16 protein-coding genes, 3 tRNA genes and 1 pseudogene are annotated in these 21,209 nt (G+C 45.5%); 7 read left to right on the top strand and 13 right to left on the bottom strand.

Features of this window, described 5'->3' with window-relative positions; all coding sequences use genetic code 11:
* Window positions 1-319: hypothetical protein (locus A3GG_RS13630; protein ID WP_033408542.1), on the top strand; the 319-nt coding region annotated here is incomplete at its 5' end.
* Window positions 320-586: 267 nt separating this feature from the next.
* On the opposite strand, the gene cobA is transcribed toward A3GG_RS13630, so the two are convergent.
* The gene (gene cobA, locus A3GG_RS0106540; protein WP_018358509.1) at window positions 587-1,843 is read right to left on the bottom strand and encodes a uroporphyrinogen-III C-methyltransferase; all 1,257 of its coding nucleotides are present in this window, start codon (window positions 1,841-1,843) and stop codon (window positions 587-589) included.
* A 345-nt stretch (window positions 1,844-2,188) separates the two neighbouring features.
* Between cobA and A3GG_RS0106535 the strand changes: the two genes are divergently transcribed.
* From A3GG_RS0106535 to groL, 4 genes are all read left to right on the top strand, one after another.
* A tRNA-Asn gene (locus A3GG_RS0106535) sits at window positions 2,189-2,262 on the top strand.
* 24 nt (window positions 2,263-2,286) lie between these two features.
* Window positions 2,287-2,360: transfer RNA gene (locus A3GG_RS0106530), tRNA-Asn, on the top strand.
* Between the two features lie 159 nt (window positions 2,361-2,519).
* Window positions 2,520-2,792: a co-chaperone GroES gene (locus tag A3GG_RS0106525; protein WP_018358508.1), complete on the top strand. Its 273-nt coding sequence runs from the start codon at window positions 2,520-2,522 to the stop codon at window positions 2,790-2,792.
* Between the two features lie 35 nt (window positions 2,793-2,827).
* On the top strand, window positions 2,828-4,453 hold the full coding sequence (gene groL, locus A3GG_RS0106520; protein ID WP_018358507.1) for a chaperonin GroEL: 1,626 nt from the start codon (window positions 2,828-2,830) through the stop codon (window positions 4,451-4,453).
* 140 nt (window positions 4,454-4,593) lie between these two features.
* Here groL and A3GG_RS0106515 read toward each other — a convergent pair whose 3' ends face one another.
* The 11 genes from A3GG_RS0106515 to A3GG_RS0106465 form a co-directional block, all read right to left on the bottom strand.
* On the bottom strand, window positions 4,594-4,800 hold the full coding sequence (locus tag A3GG_RS0106515; protein WP_018358506.1) for a winged helix-turn-helix domain-containing protein: 207 nt from the start codon (window positions 4,798-4,800) through the stop codon (window positions 4,594-4,596).
* Window positions 4,801-4,879: 79 nt separating this feature from the next.
* On the bottom strand, window positions 4,880-6,310 hold the full coding sequence (gene murD, locus A3GG_RS0106510; RefSeq protein WP_248637663.1) for a UDP-N-acetylmuramoyl-L-alanine--D-glutamate ligase: 1,431 nt from the start codon (window positions 6,308-6,310) through the stop codon (window positions 4,880-4,882).
* Window positions 6,311-6,318: 8 nt separating this feature from the next.
* Window positions 6,319-7,581 carry a phospho-N-acetylmuramoyl-pentapeptide-transferase gene (gene mraY, locus A3GG_RS0106505; RefSeq protein WP_018358504.1) on the bottom strand — a complete coding sequence of 421 codons (1,263 nt, stop codon included), beginning with the start codon at window positions 7,579-7,581 and terminating at the stop codon, window positions 6,319-6,321.
* Window positions 7,581-9,056, bottom strand: a complete 1,476-nt coding sequence (locus tag A3GG_RS0106500; protein WP_026215683.1) for a UDP-N-acetylmuramoyl-L-alanyl-D-glutamate--2,6-diaminopimelate ligase — start codon at window positions 9,054-9,056, stop codon at window positions 7,581-7,583. The genes mraY and A3GG_RS0106500 overlap by 1 nt, the downstream gene beginning before the upstream one ends.
* Before the next feature lie 4 nt (window positions 9,057-9,060).
* Window positions 9,061-11,223 (bottom strand): penicillin-binding protein, encoded by a 2,163-nt coding sequence (locus A3GG_RS0106495; RefSeq protein ID WP_018358502.1) that lies wholly within the window; start codon window positions 11,221-11,223, stop codon window positions 9,061-9,063.
* A 12-nt stretch (window positions 11,224-11,235) separates the two neighbouring features.
* Complete coding sequence (locus tag A3GG_RS0106490) at window positions 11,236-11,604, bottom strand: FtsL-like putative cell division protein (RefSeq protein WP_018358501.1); 369 nt, start codon at window positions 11,602-11,604, stop codon at window positions 11,236-11,238.
* 70 nt (window positions 11,605-11,674) lie between these two features.
* Complete coding sequence (locus A3GG_RS0106485; RefSeq protein ID WP_156808696.1) at window positions 11,675-12,631, bottom strand: hypothetical protein; 957 nt, start codon at window positions 12,629-12,631, stop codon at window positions 11,675-11,677.
* 46 nt (window positions 12,632-12,677) lie between these two features.
* Complete coding sequence (locus tag A3GG_RS0106480; protein ID WP_018358499.1) at window positions 12,678-15,035, bottom strand: outer membrane beta-barrel family protein; 2,358 nt, start codon at window positions 15,033-15,035, stop codon at window positions 12,678-12,680.
* Window positions 15,036-15,118: 83 nt separating this feature from the next.
* A complete protein-coding gene (locus A3GG_RS0106475) occupies window positions 15,119-15,799 on the bottom strand; it encodes a M15 family metallopeptidase (RefSeq protein WP_156808697.1) in 681 nt (226 codons plus the stop codon).
* Between the two features lie 4 nt (window positions 15,800-15,803).
* Entirely contained in the window at window positions 15,804-17,849 is a 2,046-nt protein-coding gene (gene rho, locus A3GG_RS0106470) for a transcription termination factor Rho (RefSeq protein WP_018358497.1), read from the bottom strand.
* Window positions 17,850-17,970: 121 nt separating this feature from the next.
* Window positions 17,971-18,052 (bottom strand) — tRNA-Tyr (locus tag A3GG_RS0106465).
* 651 nt (window positions 18,053-18,703) lie between these two features.
* Here A3GG_RS0106465 and A3GG_RS0106460 point away from each other — a divergent pair.
* Entirely contained in the window at window positions 18,704-19,519 is an 816-nt protein-coding gene (locus A3GG_RS0106460; protein ID WP_018358496.1) for a hypothetical protein, read from the top strand.
* Window positions 19,516-20,865 (top strand): mechanosensitive ion channel family protein, encoded by a 1,350-nt coding sequence (locus A3GG_RS0106455; RefSeq protein WP_018358495.1) that lies wholly within the window; start codon window positions 19,516-19,518, stop codon window positions 20,863-20,865. The genes A3GG_RS0106460 and A3GG_RS0106455 overlap by 4 nt, the downstream gene beginning before the upstream one ends.
* A 101-nt stretch (window positions 20,866-20,966) precedes the next feature.
* Here the strand turns inward: A3GG_RS0106455 and A3GG_RS13625 are convergent.
* Window positions 20,967-21,209: pseudogene (locus A3GG_RS13625) on the bottom strand (IS66 family transposase); the annotation flags it as partial.

Raw genomic sequence — 21,209 nt, 5'->3', positions numbered from 1 at the left:
CCAAGAGAGAGATCCTCTCCTCATCGGTAAATGGCGATCATTTAACCCAGAGACTCAAGAGTTATATGGGGATTACATTATTGAATATAAAGCAAATGGGGAATGTATATTTTCCGATATTAGCGATAGCGGGAGAAAGATTAAGCACTACTTTTACACAAAAGACAGTGCAATCTTTATTCTACTTATGGGTGATGGCTGCAAAATTGGCAGAAGTGTCCACAAACAGTTATACCGATTTGAGAAGAATAATACTCTGCTCTATACCGGAAGTGATGTGACTGGAGAATATGAATTCTACCCATTTAAAAGACTTTAGCATAGAGGAGTAAACACATTGGATGTGTAACAAGGAGAGAGTATACCAAAACTAACTCCTCTATTGGATGGTCTATGTATCTATAAAAGGACAGCTACTATCAGCAAGCAAAATACTTACTGATAGTAGCTGTTACAATAAGTTGAGAGAGGGATAGCGTGACACTGGAAAGCATCGCTAATATCACGCGTTATGCGAATCTGCCCCTAGCGAGGACGTGGGGTTGCTACCCCGTAATTTGTGATCACTCATGCATTTTGTAGAAGATCAATGTGTCTTCTTGGCAGGTTTTGTGGCTCCTGACACGGCATCGTACTTAGAGGAGAACGTCTTGGCCTTATCTCCTACTAGATAGGTTGCCACTTCGTTATAAGACTTTAGAGTAACAGCTTCGTAGCCCCTACTTTTCAGCAAATCGGTTATAGATTCCCCCAACGTAATAAGAGTAGTATTGTCGCCTATGAAATTTATTCCACTCTCTTGGCAGGCCTTGAAGTAGGCTTCTACACTTTTGGTATTAGAGAATACCATGTGGGTAAATCCGACACTCTTTAGAAGCTCTAAATAGTCTTGACTATAGAGATCTACCCTAGTGCTAGGGAACGTCTCAGCGAGTAGCACATTATCCTCAATCCTCGGGCAGAGCTCACTCACTTTTCGGTTCAGCGTAATTGCCAACACCTTAAGTTCTGGAGTAGGCTCTGGCATCTGATAGTCTTTGACCACCTCTATAACATCTCCCACAAGAAAGAGCGCTGGTGTCAGATGCTCATAATCGGCAAATGTAGGTGTGAAGTCTTTGATGCTCCCACGTATAACCTTTTGAGCTGGCAGAGTACCATTACTGATAATTACTGCAGGTGTTTCTGGAGATAGCCCCTCAGTAGTCAGGAGCTGGCAAATCTCAGGAACGATGCGAGCGCCCATATAAAATGCGATTGTACCACCTAGCTCTACGAGCGACTTCCACTTGAGGGCGTTCTGAAGGTTTTGGTCTTTAGTACTTGCGGTAACAAGGGTGAATAACCTAGCCAATGCACGATGAGTTACAGGGATTCCAGCATAGGCAGGAGCTGCAATAGCCGCTGTCACACCTGGAACCACCTTGACTTCTATATTCTCTTTGGCTAGAGCGAGTAGCTCCTCACCTCCGCGCCCGAAGACAAATGGGTCACCACCTTTGAGTCGGACTACGAAATTGCCCTTTTTGGCTTCGTCAATAAGGAGTCTATTGATTTCCTCTTGCTTCATAGAGGGGCGCCCCGCTCTCTTGCCCACAGGAATAAGTCGGACATCCTTGCGGCAGTGGAGTAGTATCTCGGGATTGGCAAGGGCATCGTAGAGCACGACATCTGCCTGCTTCAGTGCCTTTACTCCTTTCACAGAAATAAGCTCTGAATCGCCAGGACCAGCGCCAACAAGATGGACAATCCCCTTTTGGGCGAAAGCACTAGAGAAGCCCCAAAAGGCAATAACGAAAGATAGTAGAGCAAATCGCCTACAAGTATAAAAGTGAGTATTCATACAATTGATATTATATTGATTCTTCTAATCTTTATCAAGAGACATAACTTCCTCCCCTCGGAGGGGACTCATACTTCTATAGGTATCTATAGGAAGCAAGGTCTCTATCGATTCAGGGTTCAAAATTACTCATTTTCTAAGATATGGTGTGGCGAACAGCCGTGAATGCCGAATTAATTCATAGGCATTGCGCCAGCACATATATGCTCTACCCCATGTAGGATGTCCCTCTTCGATAACAGATGAAGGCAAATTATCGTAAGATTTCCCATAGAATTATTTGCTACTTTCGAGATTTATAGTATCTTTGCCGAGCAATCCAACGATACTAGGGTTGCGAAACATTCTTCCATAGCTCAGTTGGTTAGAGCATCTGACTGTTAATCAGAGGGTCCTTGGTTCAAGTCCAAGTGGAAGAGCTACATTTTAGAGATAAGAATTATTCTTCCATAGCTCAGTTGGTTAGAGCATCTGACTGTTAATCAGAGGGTCCTTGGTTCAAGTCCAAGTGGAAGAGCAGATACAGCGCCGTTAGTGGAGTCACTAGCGGCGCTTTTTTGTCTATCCGAGTCTGTCATCTCGTGTCGCTTTTGTCAGGGAGACCGCATTGGCACGTTTATTCCATAGAACTAGTAGATGAATATTTAATAATCAACATATAAGTAACGTAATAGATATGAATATCAAACCATTGGCAGACAGGGTACTTGTGGTACCTGCAGAGGCAGAGCAGAAGACAGCAAGTGGGATTATTATCCCAGACACAGCTAAGGAGAAACCCCTTCAAGGCATAGTGGAGGCTACTGGCAAGGGTACTAAGGATGAGGAGATGCTCCTAAAGAAGGGAGATCGCGTACTCTATGGCAAGTATGCTGGCACTGAACTGGAGCTTGAAGGCAAGAAGTTCATCATGATGCGACAGAGCGACATCCTAGCAGTGATTGATTAAAATAATATAATTAGAAAAGAATATAAATAAGATATATGGCTAAGCAGATTAAGTTTGAAGCAGAAGCAAGGGAGCTCCTTAAGAGTGGTGTAGACCAGCTGGCAAATGCAGTGAAGGTAACGCTCGGTCCAAAGGGACGTAATGTAATACTCGACAAGAAGTTTGGCGCCCCTCACATCACCAAGGATGGTGTGTCTGTAGCACGTGAGATAGAGCTTGAGAATCCATTTGAGAACATGGGTGCTCAGCTTGTAAAGGAGGTAGCAACAAAGACTAATGATGATGCCGGTGATGGTACTACTACAGCGACTGTACTTGCACAGAGTATTATTAATGTAGGTATCAAGAACCTTGCTGCAGGTGCTAACCCAATGGATTTAAAGCGCGGTATCGATAAAGCTGTAGCTGCTGTAGTGGCTTCACTCCGCGAGCAAAGCAAGGAGATTGGTGATAACCTAGCAAAGATTGAGCACGTGGCTAAGATCTCTGCTAATGGTGACGAGACTATAGGAAAGCTCATTGCTGAGGCAATGGAGAAGGTAAAGAAGGAAGGTGTTATCACTGTAGAAGAGGCAAAGGGCATGGATACCACTGTCGAGGTGGTAGAGGGTATGCAATTTGATAAGGGTTATATCTCCCCATACTTCGCGACCAATACCGAGAAGATGTTGGTGGAGTTTGAGAACCCATATATCCTCATCTATGACAAGAAGGTGAGCACTCTTAAGGAGATTCTCCACATCCTAGAGCAAGTAGTACAGACTGGTCGTGGTCTGCTGATTATCGCAGAGGATATTGAGAGCGAAGCATTGGCTACCCTTGTGGTTAACCGTCTGCGTGGGTCACTCAAGGTAGCTGCAGTGAAGGCTCCAGGCTTCGGGGATCGTCGTAAGGCTATGCTAGAGGATATTGCAGTGCTAACAGGTGGTACGGTTATCACCGAGGAGACGGGTCTAAGCCTTGAGGCTGCTACTATGGAGATGCTGGGGTCAGCTGAAAAGGTAACGATTGATAAGGATCACACAACTATCGTAAATGGTAGCGGTGCTAAGGAGGATATCGAAGCACGTGTACAATTCATCAAGAACCAGATTGAGGCAAGTACTTCGGACTACGACAAGGAGAAACTACAAGAGCGCCTGGCTAAGCTAGCAGGCGGTGTGGCAGTACTCTACGTAGGTGCGCCAAGTGAGGTGGAGATGAAGGAGAAGAAGGATCGTGTGGAGGATGCACTGAGTGCTACTCGTGCTGCTATCGAGGAGGGCACAGTACCTGGTGGTGGTGTGGCATATATCCGCGCTACAAAGGCTCTTGAGGATTTGAAGGGTGATACTGATGACGAGCAGACTGGTATCGAGATCATCCGCCGTGCTATCGAAGAGCCACTTCGTCAGATTCTAGCCAACGCTGGTAAGGAAGGTGCTGTAGTGATCCAGAAGCTTAAGGAGAGCGAGGGTGACTTCGGGTACAACGCTCGCACCGACAAATATGAGCACCTAACCGAGACTGGTGTCATCGACCCTACTAAGGTATCTCGTGTAGCTTTGGAGAATGCTGCTAGCATCGCTGGTATGTTCCTTACTACTGAGTGCGTGATTACCGACATTCCTGAGCCAACTCCTCCAGCAATGCCTGGTGGTGGTATGGAAGGAATGATGTAATACGCCATTCATTCTAACACTGAGAGCCGTGGTGAGTGCACTCACCACGGCTCTCTCTATTATTATAATCCATCTATAGATATCAAAAAAGGGGTTACACAGCATCGATTGCGGTGTAACCCCTTTTGTATACTCTTGGGTTATCTCACCAGTGATATCTTAGCATCTTTATCGGCACCCTCAAAAGTAAGCTTACCTTCCTTTGCGAGCCATCCTAGTGCAAAGCGCACTTCGTCCTGCGTACGGATACCAGTAGCTTTCTGAAGTTCTTTTACCGTGAGTGGCTTTTTACTCTCATCAAGAGCATGCCAAATTAGTCCAGCATTTGTTCCAATAACATCAATCATTTCTTTTCTGCTTTAGTTGTTCATACCTTGTTTACAAAGCAAATTTACACATAATCAACCAAGTAGCAAAGAAAAGCTTCTAGACTAGTTGCTGGAAAGCAGAGACGAATTGGTCGCCCCTATCCTCGTAGTTATTGAAGAGATCAAAACTAGCGCAAGCTGGAGAGAGGAGGACGACATCTCCTTCATGAAGGTCGAGTGCCTGTATTTGTTGGAACGCCTCTGCCATACTATGGGCTGTGGAGGTCGGAAGCTGGAGAATATCGAAACTCTTGTGCAGCTTATCAGTATCGAGGGTAAGAAAGATGAGGGCTTTGGCTTTGGCTTTTACCAAATCATATATCTCTGAGTAGTCATTCCCCTTATCTGTACCACCAAGGAATAGGATGGTACGCCCATCGGGCATTGCACTTAGGGCATGGGCAGTGGCATCGAGATTGGTACCCTTAGAGTCATTGACAAAGGTGACGCCATGCCACTCACCGACAATCTGAGTACGATGCCTAACTCCACCGAAAGTGGAGAAAGCCTCAACAACCTCGGGGTGATCGGGCGCAATACCATAGGCATAGAGTGCTAGTGCAGCCGCCATGACATTCTGGGCATTATGCTCTCCTCGAAGACGGAAACTACTGAAGTCGTATGTAACTTCGCCTGGTAAGTGAATAGTCTTGCCATCGAAATAGGCAGTAGCCTTAGGATCTTTGCATGAGAAGGTAAGCATATGTTCGGCAGTGAGTGGATGCTCTACCCTTAGCTTGGAGAAGAACTGGTCATCGACATTGAGGATCGCATAGTCGCCCGCTCCTTGGTTACGGAAGATGCGCCACTTGGCGAGTGCATAGTTTTCATACTTATGGTCGTACCTATCTAGGTGGTCTCGAGAGAGATTGAGTAGCATAGCTATGTGGAGGTGCGTATCGTACATGCGGTCGAGTTGAAAGCTACTCAGCTCCATAGCAAATGTGTCGGCATCTCCATCGAGAACCTTACGAGCAAGTGAGACACCGATATTGCCACAAGCACTACTGTGTACCCCTGCGGCTCTCAGACCCATATCCACTAATGTAGTGGTCGTGGTCTTGCCATTGCTACCAGTGATACCAATAAACTGCTCAGGGCGCAGGTATCGGGCAGCGAACTCTATCTCGGATATAATAGGAAGCCCCATCGACTCGCACTGCACTATTACTGGGGCAGTATCAGGGATACCAGGACTTTTAATCACTTCACTTGCGCGATTGAGATTGGATAGGATATGCCCTCCCTCTTCGTAGGGTATGTGCTCCGACTGAAGCAGAGCTCTCATCTCGGATTTTAGCGGTCCATTATCAGAAAGGAATGGCACAAGACCCTCTTTCTTGGCAAGTAGTGCAGCACTCACTCCGCTTTCGCCTCCTCCGAGGATAACGATCTCTTTCCCTATTATCTCGACCAATGGGATTTGTTCACCACGTTCGTCCATAGGCGCTTCAGGGTTAGTGCGATTGATAAAATACTCTTTACTCATAATTGGAATTAACGTAGCTTGAGAGTCACAATAGTTAATACTGCTAGAAGGATGCCAATGAGCCAAAATCTCACCGTAATCTTTGCCTCCGCAATTGGTCTAGTAGGACCTTGTATCAAGGCATCCACTACTCCGGATGGCTTCTGAAAATGATGGTGCAATGGGGTCATCTTGAATACCCGACGCCCTGTGCCAGTCCTCTTTTTAGTAATCTTGAAGAAAGTAGTCTGCAGAATCACAGACAGTGCTTCAACAAAGAATACACCACAGAGGATAGGTAGCAACAACTCCTTACGGATGATAATGGCGAATACCGCGATAATACCCCCAATGGTAAGACTACCCGTATCTCCCATAAATACTTGGGCTGGATATGAGTTGTACCAAAGGAAGCCTACTGTAGCACCAATAAAGGAGGCAGCGAAGATTACCAGTTCCTCCGCTCCTGGGATGAACATGATATTAAGGTAACTTGCAAACTGGATATGGGAACTCATATAAGCAAATATACCAAGCGCAACACCTATGATAGCGGACGATCCAGCAGCAAGCCCGTCTAGTCCGTCGGTGAGATTGGCAGCATTGGAGACCGCCATAACAATAAACACAAAAACGACAGTCACCAAGAGGAAGGTAAGAAGTTCAGCATTCTGCTTCACGCCAACCGCTTTTGCCACTTCGGAATAGTCTAGATTGTTATCCTTTAGGAAAGGGATGGTCGTCTTGGTACTCTTAACTTCTGTATTGGAGTGGGTAACGACCAGAGTTTTATTGACAGTCTCTGTAGCAATATTCTCCTTTATCACAACTGATGGGCTTGTAAGAAGTACTAAGGCTACGATGACACCTAGTCCAAGCTGCGCAATGAGTTTGTACCGTCCATGAATACCGTCTTTGTTCTTCTTAAAGACCTTGACATAATCATCCATAAACCCAAGCATACCCAACCATAAGGTGGTAATAACCATTAGTATGATATAAATGTTATTGAGTTTATTGAATAGAAGTGTGGGGATAAGGATGGCAATAATAATGATGATACCACCCATTGTAGGGGTACCTACCTTTGCCATCTGCCCCTCAATATCGAGAGGTCGTACCGGATCGGACATCTGTTTCCCCCTTAACCAATCGATAATCCGACTACCAATAAGCGTACTGATAAGAAGACTCACAATCAGTGCTAAGGCTGCACGGGTAGAAGTGTAACTGAATGCCCCCATACCCGGAGTACCGATCTTCTGTAGATAGTCAAATAGATAGTAAAGCATCAGTTAGTAGCTCCTCCTTTCTCTTCGTCGATAATCTTCTCCACCTCCTCAAGATCGCTGAAGTGATGGCGAACACCATTAATCTCTTGGTAGTTTTCGTGACCCTTACCAGCGATAAGTATGACGTCGCTTGGCATTGCCATCGTACACGCAGTACGGATAGCATCACGCCTAGAAGTAATCTTGAGCGTACGGCGCATCATCTCTGCATCAAGCCCCGCTGCCATATCTTCGATAATCTTTTCGGGATCCTCTCGGCGGGGATTATCAGATGTTAGTATAGTAATATCTGATAACTTCGCAGCTACAGAAGCCATAATCGGGCGCTTGCCTGTATCTCTGTTGCCACCAGCTCCGACTACTGATAGGATACGACCTCCATGACTTTTCTGAAGATCAGTAATCGTTCCGAGTACATTCTCTAACGCATCTGGGGTATGAGCATAGTCAATCACCGCTACATATCCCTTTGGAGAAGTAACAGTCTGGAAACGCCCATCCACAGAGGTAAGAGAACTAAGCACCGTCAGCACTTCCTCTTCGGGCTGACCAAGAAGTACAGCTGCGCCAAAGATAGCGAGCATGTTATATGCATTGAATCCTCCGACTAGCCTTGTACAGACTTCCTGCCCATTAAATAGCATGTCAGTTCCATCTAAATGTTGCTCAAGAATCTTGCCCTTAAAGTCTGCATCGCGCTTCAGTCCATAGGTGTGCACAGACGCTTTGGTATTCTGCACCATCACCATACCATTAGTTTCGTCGATATTAGTAAGGGCGAAGGCATCTTTAGACAAACTATCGAAGAACCCTTGTTTAGCATGAAGATAATTGAGGAAGGTGCCATGGTAGTCCAAATGGTCACGAGTAAGATTGGTGAATATTCCACCCACATAATGAGCACCTCGTATACGGTACTGATGTACTGCATGGGAAGAAACCTCCATAAACGCATATTCGCATCCTGCATTAACCATCTCCCAAAGATACCGCTGGAGAGTAAGAGCATCGGGGGTGGTAAGCTTACTAGGAATCCTTTCTTGATCAACGACCACACAAACGGTTGAGATTAAGCCACTCTTATGACCCAGTTTAGTAAATAACCCATGAAGCAATGTAGCAATAGTGGTTTTACCATTGGTGCCAGTGACGCCTACTAATTTTAGCTTATCGGATGGGTGTTCATAGAAGTTCGCAGCGACCTCACCGATAACCATGTCAGTATGCTCTACTCTTAGGTAAGTCACACCCTCCACCCGATTATCAGGCACCTCTTCACAAAGGATAGCCGAAGCTCCTTTATCAATAGACTGTGCAATATAATCATGGCCATCCGTAATTGTTCCACGCAAAGCCACAAATAGCATCCCTTCGGTTACCTCCCGCGAGTCTGCCGTTAGGTTCTTTATCTCCTTATCTGTATCACCCGCCACCACTTCGTGGGCAATACCCTTCATCATTATATTTAACTTCATGCTATTACCTCTGTAGAGTCAATAATAAATGTTGTCCATTTCGTGCCCTCTCCCCCGCTCTTATTGATTGCTTACCGACGACAGCTCCGCTACCAGATATCCTCACCGTAAGCCCTAACTTCTCTCCTAGATATACTGCGTCCATCACACTCATACCCACCATGTCTGGCATAACGCCCGACTGAGGAGTAGTGGAAGTGAGCATCTGCAAACTATCACCACCTTCATGCTTTACCCACTCAGACTTCTTATCGAATCGATCGGGCTCAACACCTGTATACTTAATTGCTTTCTTAATACTCTTGGTATTCCCTGCCAGTACTCTTTGGTTAAAGGTCGCTAGAGAGTCTGCCTTGACCTCATTAATGGGCACAGTGTAGGAGGTGGCAATAGTCTGCTCCGCAATCTCTCTCAACACCTTGCCAGGGATAGAACCTGACGGATATACGCCTCTTGGGCGACTCACCACAACGATACAACTATAGAGGGGATTATCCGCAGGGAAGTATCCACAGAAGGAGACGTTATGTCCACCACCTTTGAAAGTTCCTCCACCGAGCTTTTGTGCGGTACCTGTCTTCCCTGCAATCGCGACATAGGGGGAGTCCATATCCTTACCCGTTCCTTTAGTCACTACCCCTCGGAGCATAAACCGTATCTGGCCAAGAGCTTCTTCGGAAGCAATTTGTTCGTTGATGACCCTCGGTTCACGCTCGTAAGCTACTTCACCATTGCCACTCACCTCACGAACTAAGTAGGTCTCCATCATCTTGCCACCATTAGCTATCGCATTATAAAACCGTAAAGTATATATTGGTGGTACCAGGACCTCGTACCCGTATGAAGACCATGGCATAGTACTCTTTGTCCACTTACTGACATCCTTTTGTATCTTCGGACACGCGGTTCCAGGAATCTCTAAGTCTATTTGGTCAAAGACATTCATCTTCATAAGTGCATCCAAGTAGGCTTGGTTATTATCACCGAAGGTCTTCATAACCGCTCTAGCTGTTCCCACATTGGAAGAGAAGTAAATAACCTCATTATAGGTAATCTTACCATAACCTCCTTTGTGTGCGTTATGATCTCGTATCACCAAACCCCTTCCTACCGAGTACAACCCATTCCCAACATCAATAGTATCCTCAGGATTAACGCCTTTATTTTCAAGAACAGCCAACATAGAAATAGTCTTGAATGTAGATCCCGGCTCAATAAGATCGGCAAGCGCATGATTAGTGCCCTCCATATAGACGCCCTCTTTCATTCGATCAAGATTAGCCATTGCCTTGATCGCTCCAGTCTTCACATCCATCACAATAGCGCATCCCCAGTCAGCATCCACCTCTACTAGCGTCTTACGGAGGGACTTCTCGGCAATATCCTGAATATCCACATTCAAGGTAGAATAGACATTCATCCCATTTAGCGCTGGCTTCTCCACGATAGGCACAGTTCTAGCTGGCATCCTTACTAACCGCTGAATGCCTTGCACACCACATAGTACCGAATCAAACCTCATCTCCAGTCCGCTATTACCATGCGTTAGCCCCAGAGAGTCTGGTTCATTCATAATCCTTCCAATCGTACGAAAAGCAAGATTCCCATAAGGGTGTACCCTCCTAACGTACGACTCAGTTACAAGACCGCTTTTGAAGCGAGAGCGTCCTTTGAAGTAAGGGTGGTTGCGTATCTCTTGGAGCTCTACATAGCTTACCTCCCTCCTAATTATCCTATGAAACCGTCCTCTCCCCTTCCCAGTCAATAGAACACGTCTATACTCTGCCGCAGACCGGTCCCCTATTAAGGTAGAAAGGGACTTAGACAAATCCTCAAGTTGTTCCTTGAATACGCCATCCTCAAAGCCTTTCGACCCAAAGTCTATCGCAACGACATACCTTGGCACACTGATAGCTATGGGCAAGTCCGAGTCGCTATAGATATTACCACGAATCGGATCAACATTTTTCCTTATCGTCTGAGTGGGCATAAGTGCTTGCCACTTATGTGCATTGACCGTAGCCGTAACCGTAGCCTTCAACACGACCAAACACCCTAGGGCTAGGAGAATCACTCCAAGTAGCATATACTTTTGCCACCCTTTATGGATACGCAAGGTTCTCTGTCGGTTACCTCGCTCCCGCTGCTTCTCTTCCAGATGATTCATACCGGACTATCCCTATTTAATGATAATAGGAGCTGTCTTCGGAGTATTGATAGCAAGTCTAGCTTCCTCCACCCTCTTCTCAATGCTCGTGATACGACTATCCCCCATCAAATCAGTAGAGATAGAGATATACTCCATCTTGAGGCTTTGTAACTTATTGTTATTATCCGAAATGGTCTTCACTTTGCGCATCCCCATAAAATTGAATCCCACCTGAAACATTGCATACAAAGTGAAGGCGATGATCCACATAATCATTCGCCCATTAAATCTCCTCTCCAGGATATCCCCCTCTACATAGTCCCAAAAAGTCTTGACCCAAGTTCTCCGATCCTCAACACCTCCCTGCTGGGGCATTCCATCCCACTTCTCATCAACCATCTCAAAATACGCCTCATTGGTTAATCATACCTGAGCACAAACTTACCAATTTCCAATCTCTTTTACCACCTTAGGCGTTCAATGTATTGACCCTAAGTAAGGTATTCTTGAGATATGCGTATTCATCCGCAAATAAGGGAGAAAACAGATGCTTTTGCAATCGTTCTTCAATCTGATCTGGGGAATAAAAATGACCACGAAGCTCAAGCATATCAGCGCATTCCTCCGACCTCACATTAAGGACAAAAAGATATATCATACGCTTGTTACTTGAGCACACAGTATGCTGATACTTAAGCAAGAAGCGAGGAGTCGTTTCGCAACGAAGCCCAGCAGCAACAAAAGCACGTGTAAGAGCCTCCTCAGGTGTCTCGTCTTGGTTAACACAGGAGGTCAAAGGATGATCCCTATAAATAGGAGCATGACACTGACTTTCCTGTCCCTCTATATAACATCCTGTAAAGGGGCGATCAGTAAGCCACACTTCATCCCCTTTGACAATAGCCATACGTACTAGTGGACTAGAGACAGGGCAACTAAATCTACTCTTTTCCACCTGTTGTCCCAACCTGAGGTAATGGAATAGCACACCAGCAATAATCAATACACCAGGCAACCATGACGCCTCTATAGAGACTATGAGCGTCAGCAATAAGTATGCAAGACTCCCAAGTCCAAATAGCCGAGCACTAAATAACCACTCCTCGATACCAAGAGGACTGTCATCCGATAGCACATACTCTATACGCCAGAGCCAACCTGCAGAGATAGCTACCGACAATAACCCCCACTCTGGCACCCATCGCGGAAACCAAAGATAGCTCCCCACTATGCTCAACAATAGTATAAGGAGTGGTAAAAAGAGGAACGGTCTCCATGAACTATTTATAGACCTTCGTTTCCCAATAATAAGCACGAGTAATACGCCACCGATAAGGACGCCCCAAGCTCCGAAGAAAAAAGGGAAGGCAAAAGGCAGCCATAGCAATGACGGATTGCTCAGCCAAAAAGCAATGCGAGTATTCATAACCTTATTCATATACTGATACAACACCCACACCGCCCCTTTGGTTTTACATACGCTCTATAACCTCCTCCAGTGCACCAACCCCCTGATATTTGCGTTGAGTACTATTAAAACGATAAGACACAGTGAACATAAATGTCGTTGGTCTATAGTCTAGTGCAACAATTTCCGTGTGTCTAGTCCTTATCCTCGCCCTCATACCATGATAGTTAACAAAGTTATTCGCGCTAATTGTGGTAGTCAGCGACTTATCCTTCAGCCACTGTTTGGATACCTGGATATAAGAGTCTAGTCCCGACTTAATAATCTCTATGTTATCGATATTTCCAAAAGGCATATACTGCATATTCAGCGAAGCTGTAATATCATAAGGGAATGCAAACTGGTTCTGCATCCCAAGAACCAATAGAGGCTTACGATTGGTAATCAATTGGTCAAAGTACCAAATATCATACCCATACATCTTGCTCAACATCGCTGTAAACGTAGGGTGCCAGATGCCTATCTTGGGGCTCGCCACCAATGTCGCTGATAGACTATGATGAGGCTTTGCATTAATGTTCTTAAGTACGGTAGTGTACGGCAGGTATTGCCCAGGGTTGTTGAGGTCTTTCATCAGCTCAGTCGTCTGGGTCAAGCAATCTACAGTATAAGAATAACCCATCATAAAAGTTAGCCAACTCTTATTGAGCAACAACTGCGTATTGTACTCGATGGCTGGGCGAAGTAAGGGGTCGCCCACCTGATACTCAAACCTACTTAGGTAAGTATACTGTGGCTGCAACTGCCAATAATTTGGCCGCTCAATAGAACTACGGAAAGAGAGCTGAGCATTGACGTCCCAAAGCTTGCCTGCTAGAGAGAAAGATGGGAAGTAGTTCGTCCATACCCTACTCTTGTCCTCATCCAATTGCTCCTTATTGTAGTATCGACTATTGAGGCGCTCCATACGCAACCCTGCAGTAAACTGCAAACGCTTCAATATCGGGATACTATACTCAAAGTATAGAGCCATCAGCTGTTCTCTTATCTTACTCTCGAGATTAGGCAAAGCCAATGAAGCATCATTGTAAGCGAAAAACTTATTGTGGATATATGAGTAGCCGCCGCCAATGTTTAGACTACCACCCCATAGCGGGCCTCTAAAATCGGCACGTGCACCTATAGAACTATATGAAGCACCAGAGTTACTCACCTTATTATCCAATTCATAATCTATCGTATACCCTTCCCTCACCCTTTGAGATAAGTTATTCGAAGGTGCTAGGTAATAGTCTACATCCAACTGCCCTTTCCACTCACCTATACTCCGCAGATAATAGAGACTCGGACGATGAGAGACAGACCAAGGAGACTGCATCAGGTTGTGATTATAGAGCGTGACCGCAGGCTTCTTATCCAGCTTGCTCAGCATAGCATTGTACAGCTCGGACACTCTTCCCTTAGTCTCTAGTGCATACTTTATACCGAAGCTCTGCTCGTCATCTTCGTAGTTTACTCCTACAGTAGCGCCTCCTAGTTTGTCGTAAGTATCGCTCTTAATTTGAGACTTATTGACCCATTCACTATCCTTTATCTTACCTGTAAAGGTAGCTTCGCTAGAGCCACTAACGTAGTGCTTAGTAGTATAGTACCCATCAACAAAGAAGTCCCAGTTATCCCTTCGATAGTTCAGACCTAAGGTAGTTCCGAAGCCCAGCTTCTTCCCCAATTGTTTATTCATATCCTCCCTTATAGAGCCACTTAAGCCACTACCAGGCTCTCGCTTAGTATATATCTTAATCACCGAATGCACTGTAGCATCATATCGGGCACTAGGATTGGTGATGACCTCAATATCCTTAATTAGATAGGGCTTTAGCTGCCTCAATTGACTAGGATTAGTCATCAAGCGTTCATTGATATATATTATAGGAGTACCTTTACCTGATACAGTAATAGCCTCCCCCTGAACCTCTACTAAAGGAATACATCTAAGAACGCTATAAACATCAGGAAGCTGAGATAATGGCGTAGCGCTTATCGAGGTACTCAGTCCTCCCGCCACCATACGGTGGGGAATTCGATTGGCTGTAACTGCAACCTCGCCGAGCATCGTAGCGCTCTCGGTAAGCACTATGGTATGATTTGAAAATGAATGAACTACCGATTCGGATTCCGAAAAGCCCACCATACTCACTCTGAGCAAGAGAGGAAGTTGAGCTCCGCTTACAGGAAGGGCAAAAGTCCCCTCTCCATTGGTCACTCCTGCAACAAGTAGGGTAGAATCGGGGAGTGAGAACACCTTAACTGTTGCAAAAGGCAATGCTCCACTCTTATCATCTTCCACCATTCCTCTCACCTCTTGCCCTACAGCTACTACGGAAAGAAATAGCCCAAGAGCTGTTAATAGATACTTATTCATTATAATACAGCTTGTTATTAGATTCTCTAGGCAAAGATATAGAAAATTACTGATGCAACCCTGTCGCAAGTCCCCTACTACTTTTATTTGATGAGTCGGTACTTAGTGCGTACCTCTTTGATACTGATGCGCTCTTCAAAGTGCCACCACTCTTTTCGGATATTTCTGAGTCCCTCTGCATTGAGTAGTCGGGTGAGGTACCGACGATTGTCGTACGCATTCCTCGTAATCAATCCTTTTCGCAATAGCTCTTGCTCATTATCGGTATGGCTGCGAATACCGAAGTGATCTACTTCACTACCCATATCTACACGCTCTCCAGTGGTAGTGTTTACAATAGTTACATCCACAGCGGCACCATAATTATGCCTTCCCCCTCCATTATCAGGTGAAGCTACATAGACCCGATTGGGTGTACCTTTTACCGCATCGTACATACGGCGCTGTACACTAAGAGGACGAGCAGCATCACAGACCAAAAGAGAGTAAGCCGCTCCCCAGTCGGACTTCAGCTTTCTCTGAGCACGCTTCAGCTTCTCTGCAAAGTGGGGTAACACATACGCCTGAGTAAGATCTCCATACATATTCTCCCCCAAAAAGTTATCCTTTGTGGCGTACATCAGCTCTACTTGGATAGATGGGTCGACCTCCTGAATATCTACAAGTCCTTCAAACGTCCCTTGTGCCCATAACGGAATAGAAAACAGAAGCAGCAGAAGTATCCAAAGACACTTCTGCTGCTTCCTTATGATTACGGATGGCATAAAATCAGTCATTCATCGAAGCGAGGAACTCAATGTTATCCACTGTGCCCTCCATGCGATTCTTGATAAATTCCATAGCCTCCACTGAGTTCATATCACCTATATAACGGCGAAGCACCCACATACGGTTGAGAGTCTCCTTATCCTGCAATAGGTCGTCCCTACGGGTGCTAGAGCTAAGTAGATCCACAGCTGGGAAGATGCGCTTATTGGAGAGCTTACGATCGAGCTGCAGCTCCATATTACCAGTACCCTTGAACTCCTCAAATATCACCTCATCCATCTTCGACCCAGTCTCGGTAAGAGCTGTAGCTAAAATGGTAAGGCTACCACCGCCTTCGATATTTCGAGCAGCACCGAAGAAGCGCTTTGGCTTCTGCAAAGCATTGGCATCTACACCACCCGAGAGCACCTTACCACTAGCGGGCTGTACCGTATTATAAGCACGAGCTAGGCGGGTGATAGAGTCGAGTAGGATAACCACATCATGCCCACACTCTACTAGGCGCTTAGCCTTCTGGAGCACGATATCGGCAATCTTTACATGCTGCTCTGCTGGCTCATCGAATGTAGAAGCAATCACTTCAGCATTTACATTACGAGCCATATCGGTCACTTCCTCTGGGCGCTCATCTATCAGGAGTATCATCATATACACTTCGGGGTGATTGTGAGAGATCGCATTAGCGATATCCTTGAGAAGCATCGTCTTACCCGTCTTAGGCTGAGCCACAATCAGACCACGCTGTCCCTTACCTATAGGAGCAAATAAGTCTACCACACGTACTGATATCTTATCCTGAACCTTTACACTCGCAGGAGACTCTAGCTTAAATTTCTCTGTTGGGAAGAGCGGAGTCAGGTGCTCAAAAGGTACCCGGTCGCGCACCTGCTTAGGATCACAACCATTGAGGCGCACAAGGCTCTTCATAGGGAAGTACTTATCCTTATCCCTAGGAGGGGTCACAATAGCTTCTATCACGTCACCCGTCTTGAGCCCATAAGTCTTAATCTGAGACTGAGAGACGTACACATCATCCGGACTCGATAGATAATTGTAATCACTTGAGCGAATAAAACCATACCCATCTGGCAATACCTCTAGCACACCTGTGCTACGGAGCGAGTCCTTAAAGTCATACATCGGGACTGAAGGTCTGTGCTGCTGTACCGGCTGCGCCACAGGCTGCTGCACCAACTGTATCTGAGGGCGATTATTAGCACTATTGCTTGGATTACTATTTTGCTGAGTCTGTTGAGACTGTTGAGGCTTAGGCTGCTGTGGAGGCAATTGTTGCTGAGGCTGATGCTGTACAATAGCCCTTGGCTCCTCAGACCTTTTTTGCGGGTGAGTAGGCACAATCATACTCATCATGTCAGTGAGCATCGTCTTATTAGCGTTCTTATTGACAAACACCTGTTTCTGTGTGGGAGGTTGCTCAGGCTTACTAGACACCTCCTTTGTGACAACAGCCTCTTTCGTTTCCTGCTTAGTAACTTCAGGCTGCTGGGCATTCTCCTTTGGGGCATTCTCCTTTGCTGCAGCCTCTGCCTCTTTGGCGGCCTTCGCTGCTGCTCTTGCCGCCTGTTCCGCCTTTGTAGGTCTACCGCGACGACGAGGCTGCGGCTTCTCGGGCTCTACCTTATTACTGACAGACTCTACTTCCTTTGACGCAGTCTCCCGTCCTTTATCAGCAGACTTACGACGCTGATTTCCAGCAGCTACCTGGGCTTTCACCTTAGCTACCGCCTCTTCCTTGGCAGGATCTACCGGCTTTGACTCTTGTTCTTTAGTGGCAGATGAGATCTTGGCTTGAGGCTTTTTCCCCCTACCATTAATACCACTCCCCCCCCTATTTTTGTTGCTATTATTTTTGTTGCCGGAAATTTGCTGTGCTAATTGGGCTGCCTGCTCATCGAGTATCTGGTAGACCACCTCCTGACGAGACATTTTAGGGGTCTTCCCCTTGGTACCAAGCTCATCAGCAACCCTATTTAGTTCTTCGTCACTAAGAGAATTCAGCTCTAAAAGCGTGTAAGTACGTGCCATATATATTTATATAAAGATTCAATACCGACCATGACCTACCCAATCCAGAACGGAGGGTAATAAGAATATCTACGGAGGGACTAAATCAAAAAAAGTAAAATCCTAAGAAGTACATATAAGGTGGGCAGTGATGGATTCGAACCACCGAAGGCTAAGCCAGCTGAGTTACAGTCAGCCCCATTTGTCCACTCTGGTAACTGCCCCTACTATATATTATATGTATTGGGTGTATTAAGAATGGGACACCCAACCCATCTTCTGGATGCAAAGGTAATAAAATATGCGCTAAATTCCAAACATAACGCACACTCATGATGATAATTCTCCCTACAAGGGGAACCACGACTCAAGACAAAACAATGGAAAGGGTCTATAAACTCCTTTGCAGGTCAAAGTCAACCAGAAAGGCTAATAGACACGGATAATACCCATTGTATTGGCTGAAAAAGTCAACCACTTAGTGAGCATAGGCAAGTAAATTAGGAAATAGTAGTCAACAGACCAGTGAAACCTCAGGCACATAAGGTCAACTAGATAGTTAAATCGCCCCGAAAAAGGTCAATATATCCAGGAAAAGACGGATATAGTAGGGGCGAAGAATCTTTCACCCCTACTCGTTGCCCCCCTCGCTATATCCCTTGACCATTTAATATATACTAATCTATCCAGTTAATATATATCAATCCAGTAGATTAATATATATACTAAATGGTCATGTAAGATACCGAGACAGGTCAAGCCTGACAGGGAGAGATTTTATGAAATATCGCTATGCGCTGAGTCTGTCCAAGATATTATATGTATATTTGCTTGGAAGGAAGTAATAACTACCAAAGCAGTAAAAATACAGACATATGGGGAAAAGTAGTTTTTGGAAGATGATTGGGATAGGTGCTGGTGTGGCGCTTGGTGTCTATCTTACACGAGAGTATACACAGAAAAAGAGGGCATATCTTGGCAATTATTCGCCTCTCATTGACCATGTGAATATTACGACAGATGGGGTATTAACTGAGAGATGGCTTTTCTTTTGGGACGACGAGGAACGCTGTAGCAGGACCACCCAACTCAGACTAGATAGCATGGGCAATGTTACGAGCCGTAAGCACCTCGTTTTCGATTTCCAAGAGGACAGAGTAGAAGTACTCACCTACCTAGATGATGAGGATACGCCCGATGATGTCTCTTACTTGCTGCTCAACGAACTAGATGTGGTGACATCTATCATCCACCGAGCTAAGGGAGGTCAGGAGGAGCGCTGGGATACTTCTATCAATGGTGCGGAGCTTTCCCAAATTATTAGCGAGGACTCCACCGCTAAGATGTACTGGCACGAGGGCAACCTAGAGGGGGTATCTTATGATGGTGAAGCAAGGGTAAAGATGACCTATTATAAAAATAAGGAGAATCATATCTTCCCAGATATTAACCTATTTATCAATGGGTTTGATATCAAGATGCTCTTAACCTATATGATGGGGACTAGGAGCAGGCACTTCCTTCGCTCAAAGGTAACCTCAGGGGCTAACTACCACCAGCAATCGCACATTTCCTACTTGCTAGATAGTTTTGACCGTCCGATACAAGTATTTATTGAGGAGACAGAGCTGAGCAATGAGATTTCCATTAATAGCACTAGAGAATTTGACATAGCGTACAAGAAAATATGAATCAATATTCAGTAGCAGATTTAGCAGATGCTCCTAAGGCAATAGAAGAGAAGCTAATTGAGAGTATCTACCCTATGAATGATGTGCGGAATACGCTCAACGCCCTTATCAATTACTTTGACCTTGGACTTACTGAAGGTGGTCCGATGCACCAATTGATAAGTTTACTAGTGGTTGCGGGCTTTTCCCTCTTGGTATGGGTGATACTTAAACTACTTTTCGTACGGACACTTCCTAAACTGATAGGGAAGATTCCTGCATTTGAAAACGGAGGGAGACAGAATACGAAGATAATCAATAAGGTAATACTCATCGTAGGGATTTCGCTATTCTCCAGCCTTTTACAAGTGGTATGGCCTGTACCGACAATATGGTACAACGTACTAAAAGTGGTGTGTGGCGTAGTGGTCACGTGGGTAGTAGCGCAGACCATTGCCTGTATCTTCGATATTATCCGCACGAATATGCTGGCATCGAAGAAGTACAAATCGAGTCCTTTTGTCAATCTATTTCAGGTATTCAAGGGGATTGTCTACTTCATTGCTATCCTAGTGGTTATTTCTATCATATTTAAGGTGGATATGACGGCTATAGGCGCAGGGCTTACGGCACTATCGGCAGTACTGATGTTGGTATTTAAGGATACTATTTTGGGCTTTGTAGCTAGCATCCAACTCTCCAATAATGACATGGTGCGTGTCGGCGATTGGATAACCATGGAGAAATTCGGTGTAGATGGAGATGTGATAGATATCTCTCTAGCCACTATTAAGGTCAAGAACTTCGACCTTACGGTCTCTACAATCCCGCCTTACAGTATGCTAACGGAGTCTTTCCAAAACTGGAGGCCGATGCAAGAGGATGGCGGTAGACGTGTGAAGCGCTCGATATTGATAGACATGCAGAGTATTAAGTTCGCTTCTCCTGAACTACTCGAGAGGCTACACAACTCCCCTGCCCTAGCTGAGTACATTGACCAAGTCGTAGTAGATATTCAGCGAGATAATAAGGAGCGTGGCTTGGAGAGCTCGTTCTCTCGCAGGGAGCTGACGAATGTAGGACTCTATCGCAGATACATTGAGCTATACCTTAAGGGACACTCAAAGGTACACCGCCGTTTTACCTGTATGGTTCGCCAGCAACAGCCTACCCCTCAAGGATTACCGCTAGAGCTTTATTTCTTTACAGACACTACGGCTTGGACGGATTACGAAAATATCCAGAGCGATATATTCGACCATCTTCTTGCAGTGATAGGAATATTCGAGCTATCCGTATTCCAGAATGTAAATGGGCGCAATATCGCTACACTTGTTGAGGGGCATAGCGAGACTCCAATAGCATAGGTCGTAACTCTCCCAAAACGGGCGTGTAAGGAGAGAATAAAATAGCCTGTAGGTACGATTTGGCACCTACAGGCTATTTTGTGCCTCGGTGTCTTTTTGAGTTAGACTTCTATGTGACCTGGGAGGAGGTTGATTATTTCGTCTTCTGTGAGCTCGCCTATCTTGGGGAGCTTTGGAAGGACTGCTAGTAGCCAATCGTAGAAGTTGACTCCTGCCTCATCGCAGGTGGCCATAAAGGAGTAGATGCGAGCGTAATTCTCGGCCGATGCGTTGTTATTGACGAATAGGTAGTTGTTTCTTCCCATAGCGATGTACCGCATCACTCGCTCCATGCCGTTGTTGTC

Source organism: Porphyromonas levii DSM 23370, from assembly GCF_000379925.1.
Classification (GTDB): Bacteria; Bacteroidota; Bacteroidia; order Bacteroidales; family Porphyromonadaceae; genus Porphyromonas_A; species Porphyromonas_A levii.
This window is presented reverse-complemented; position numbering and strand designations above follow the sequence as displayed.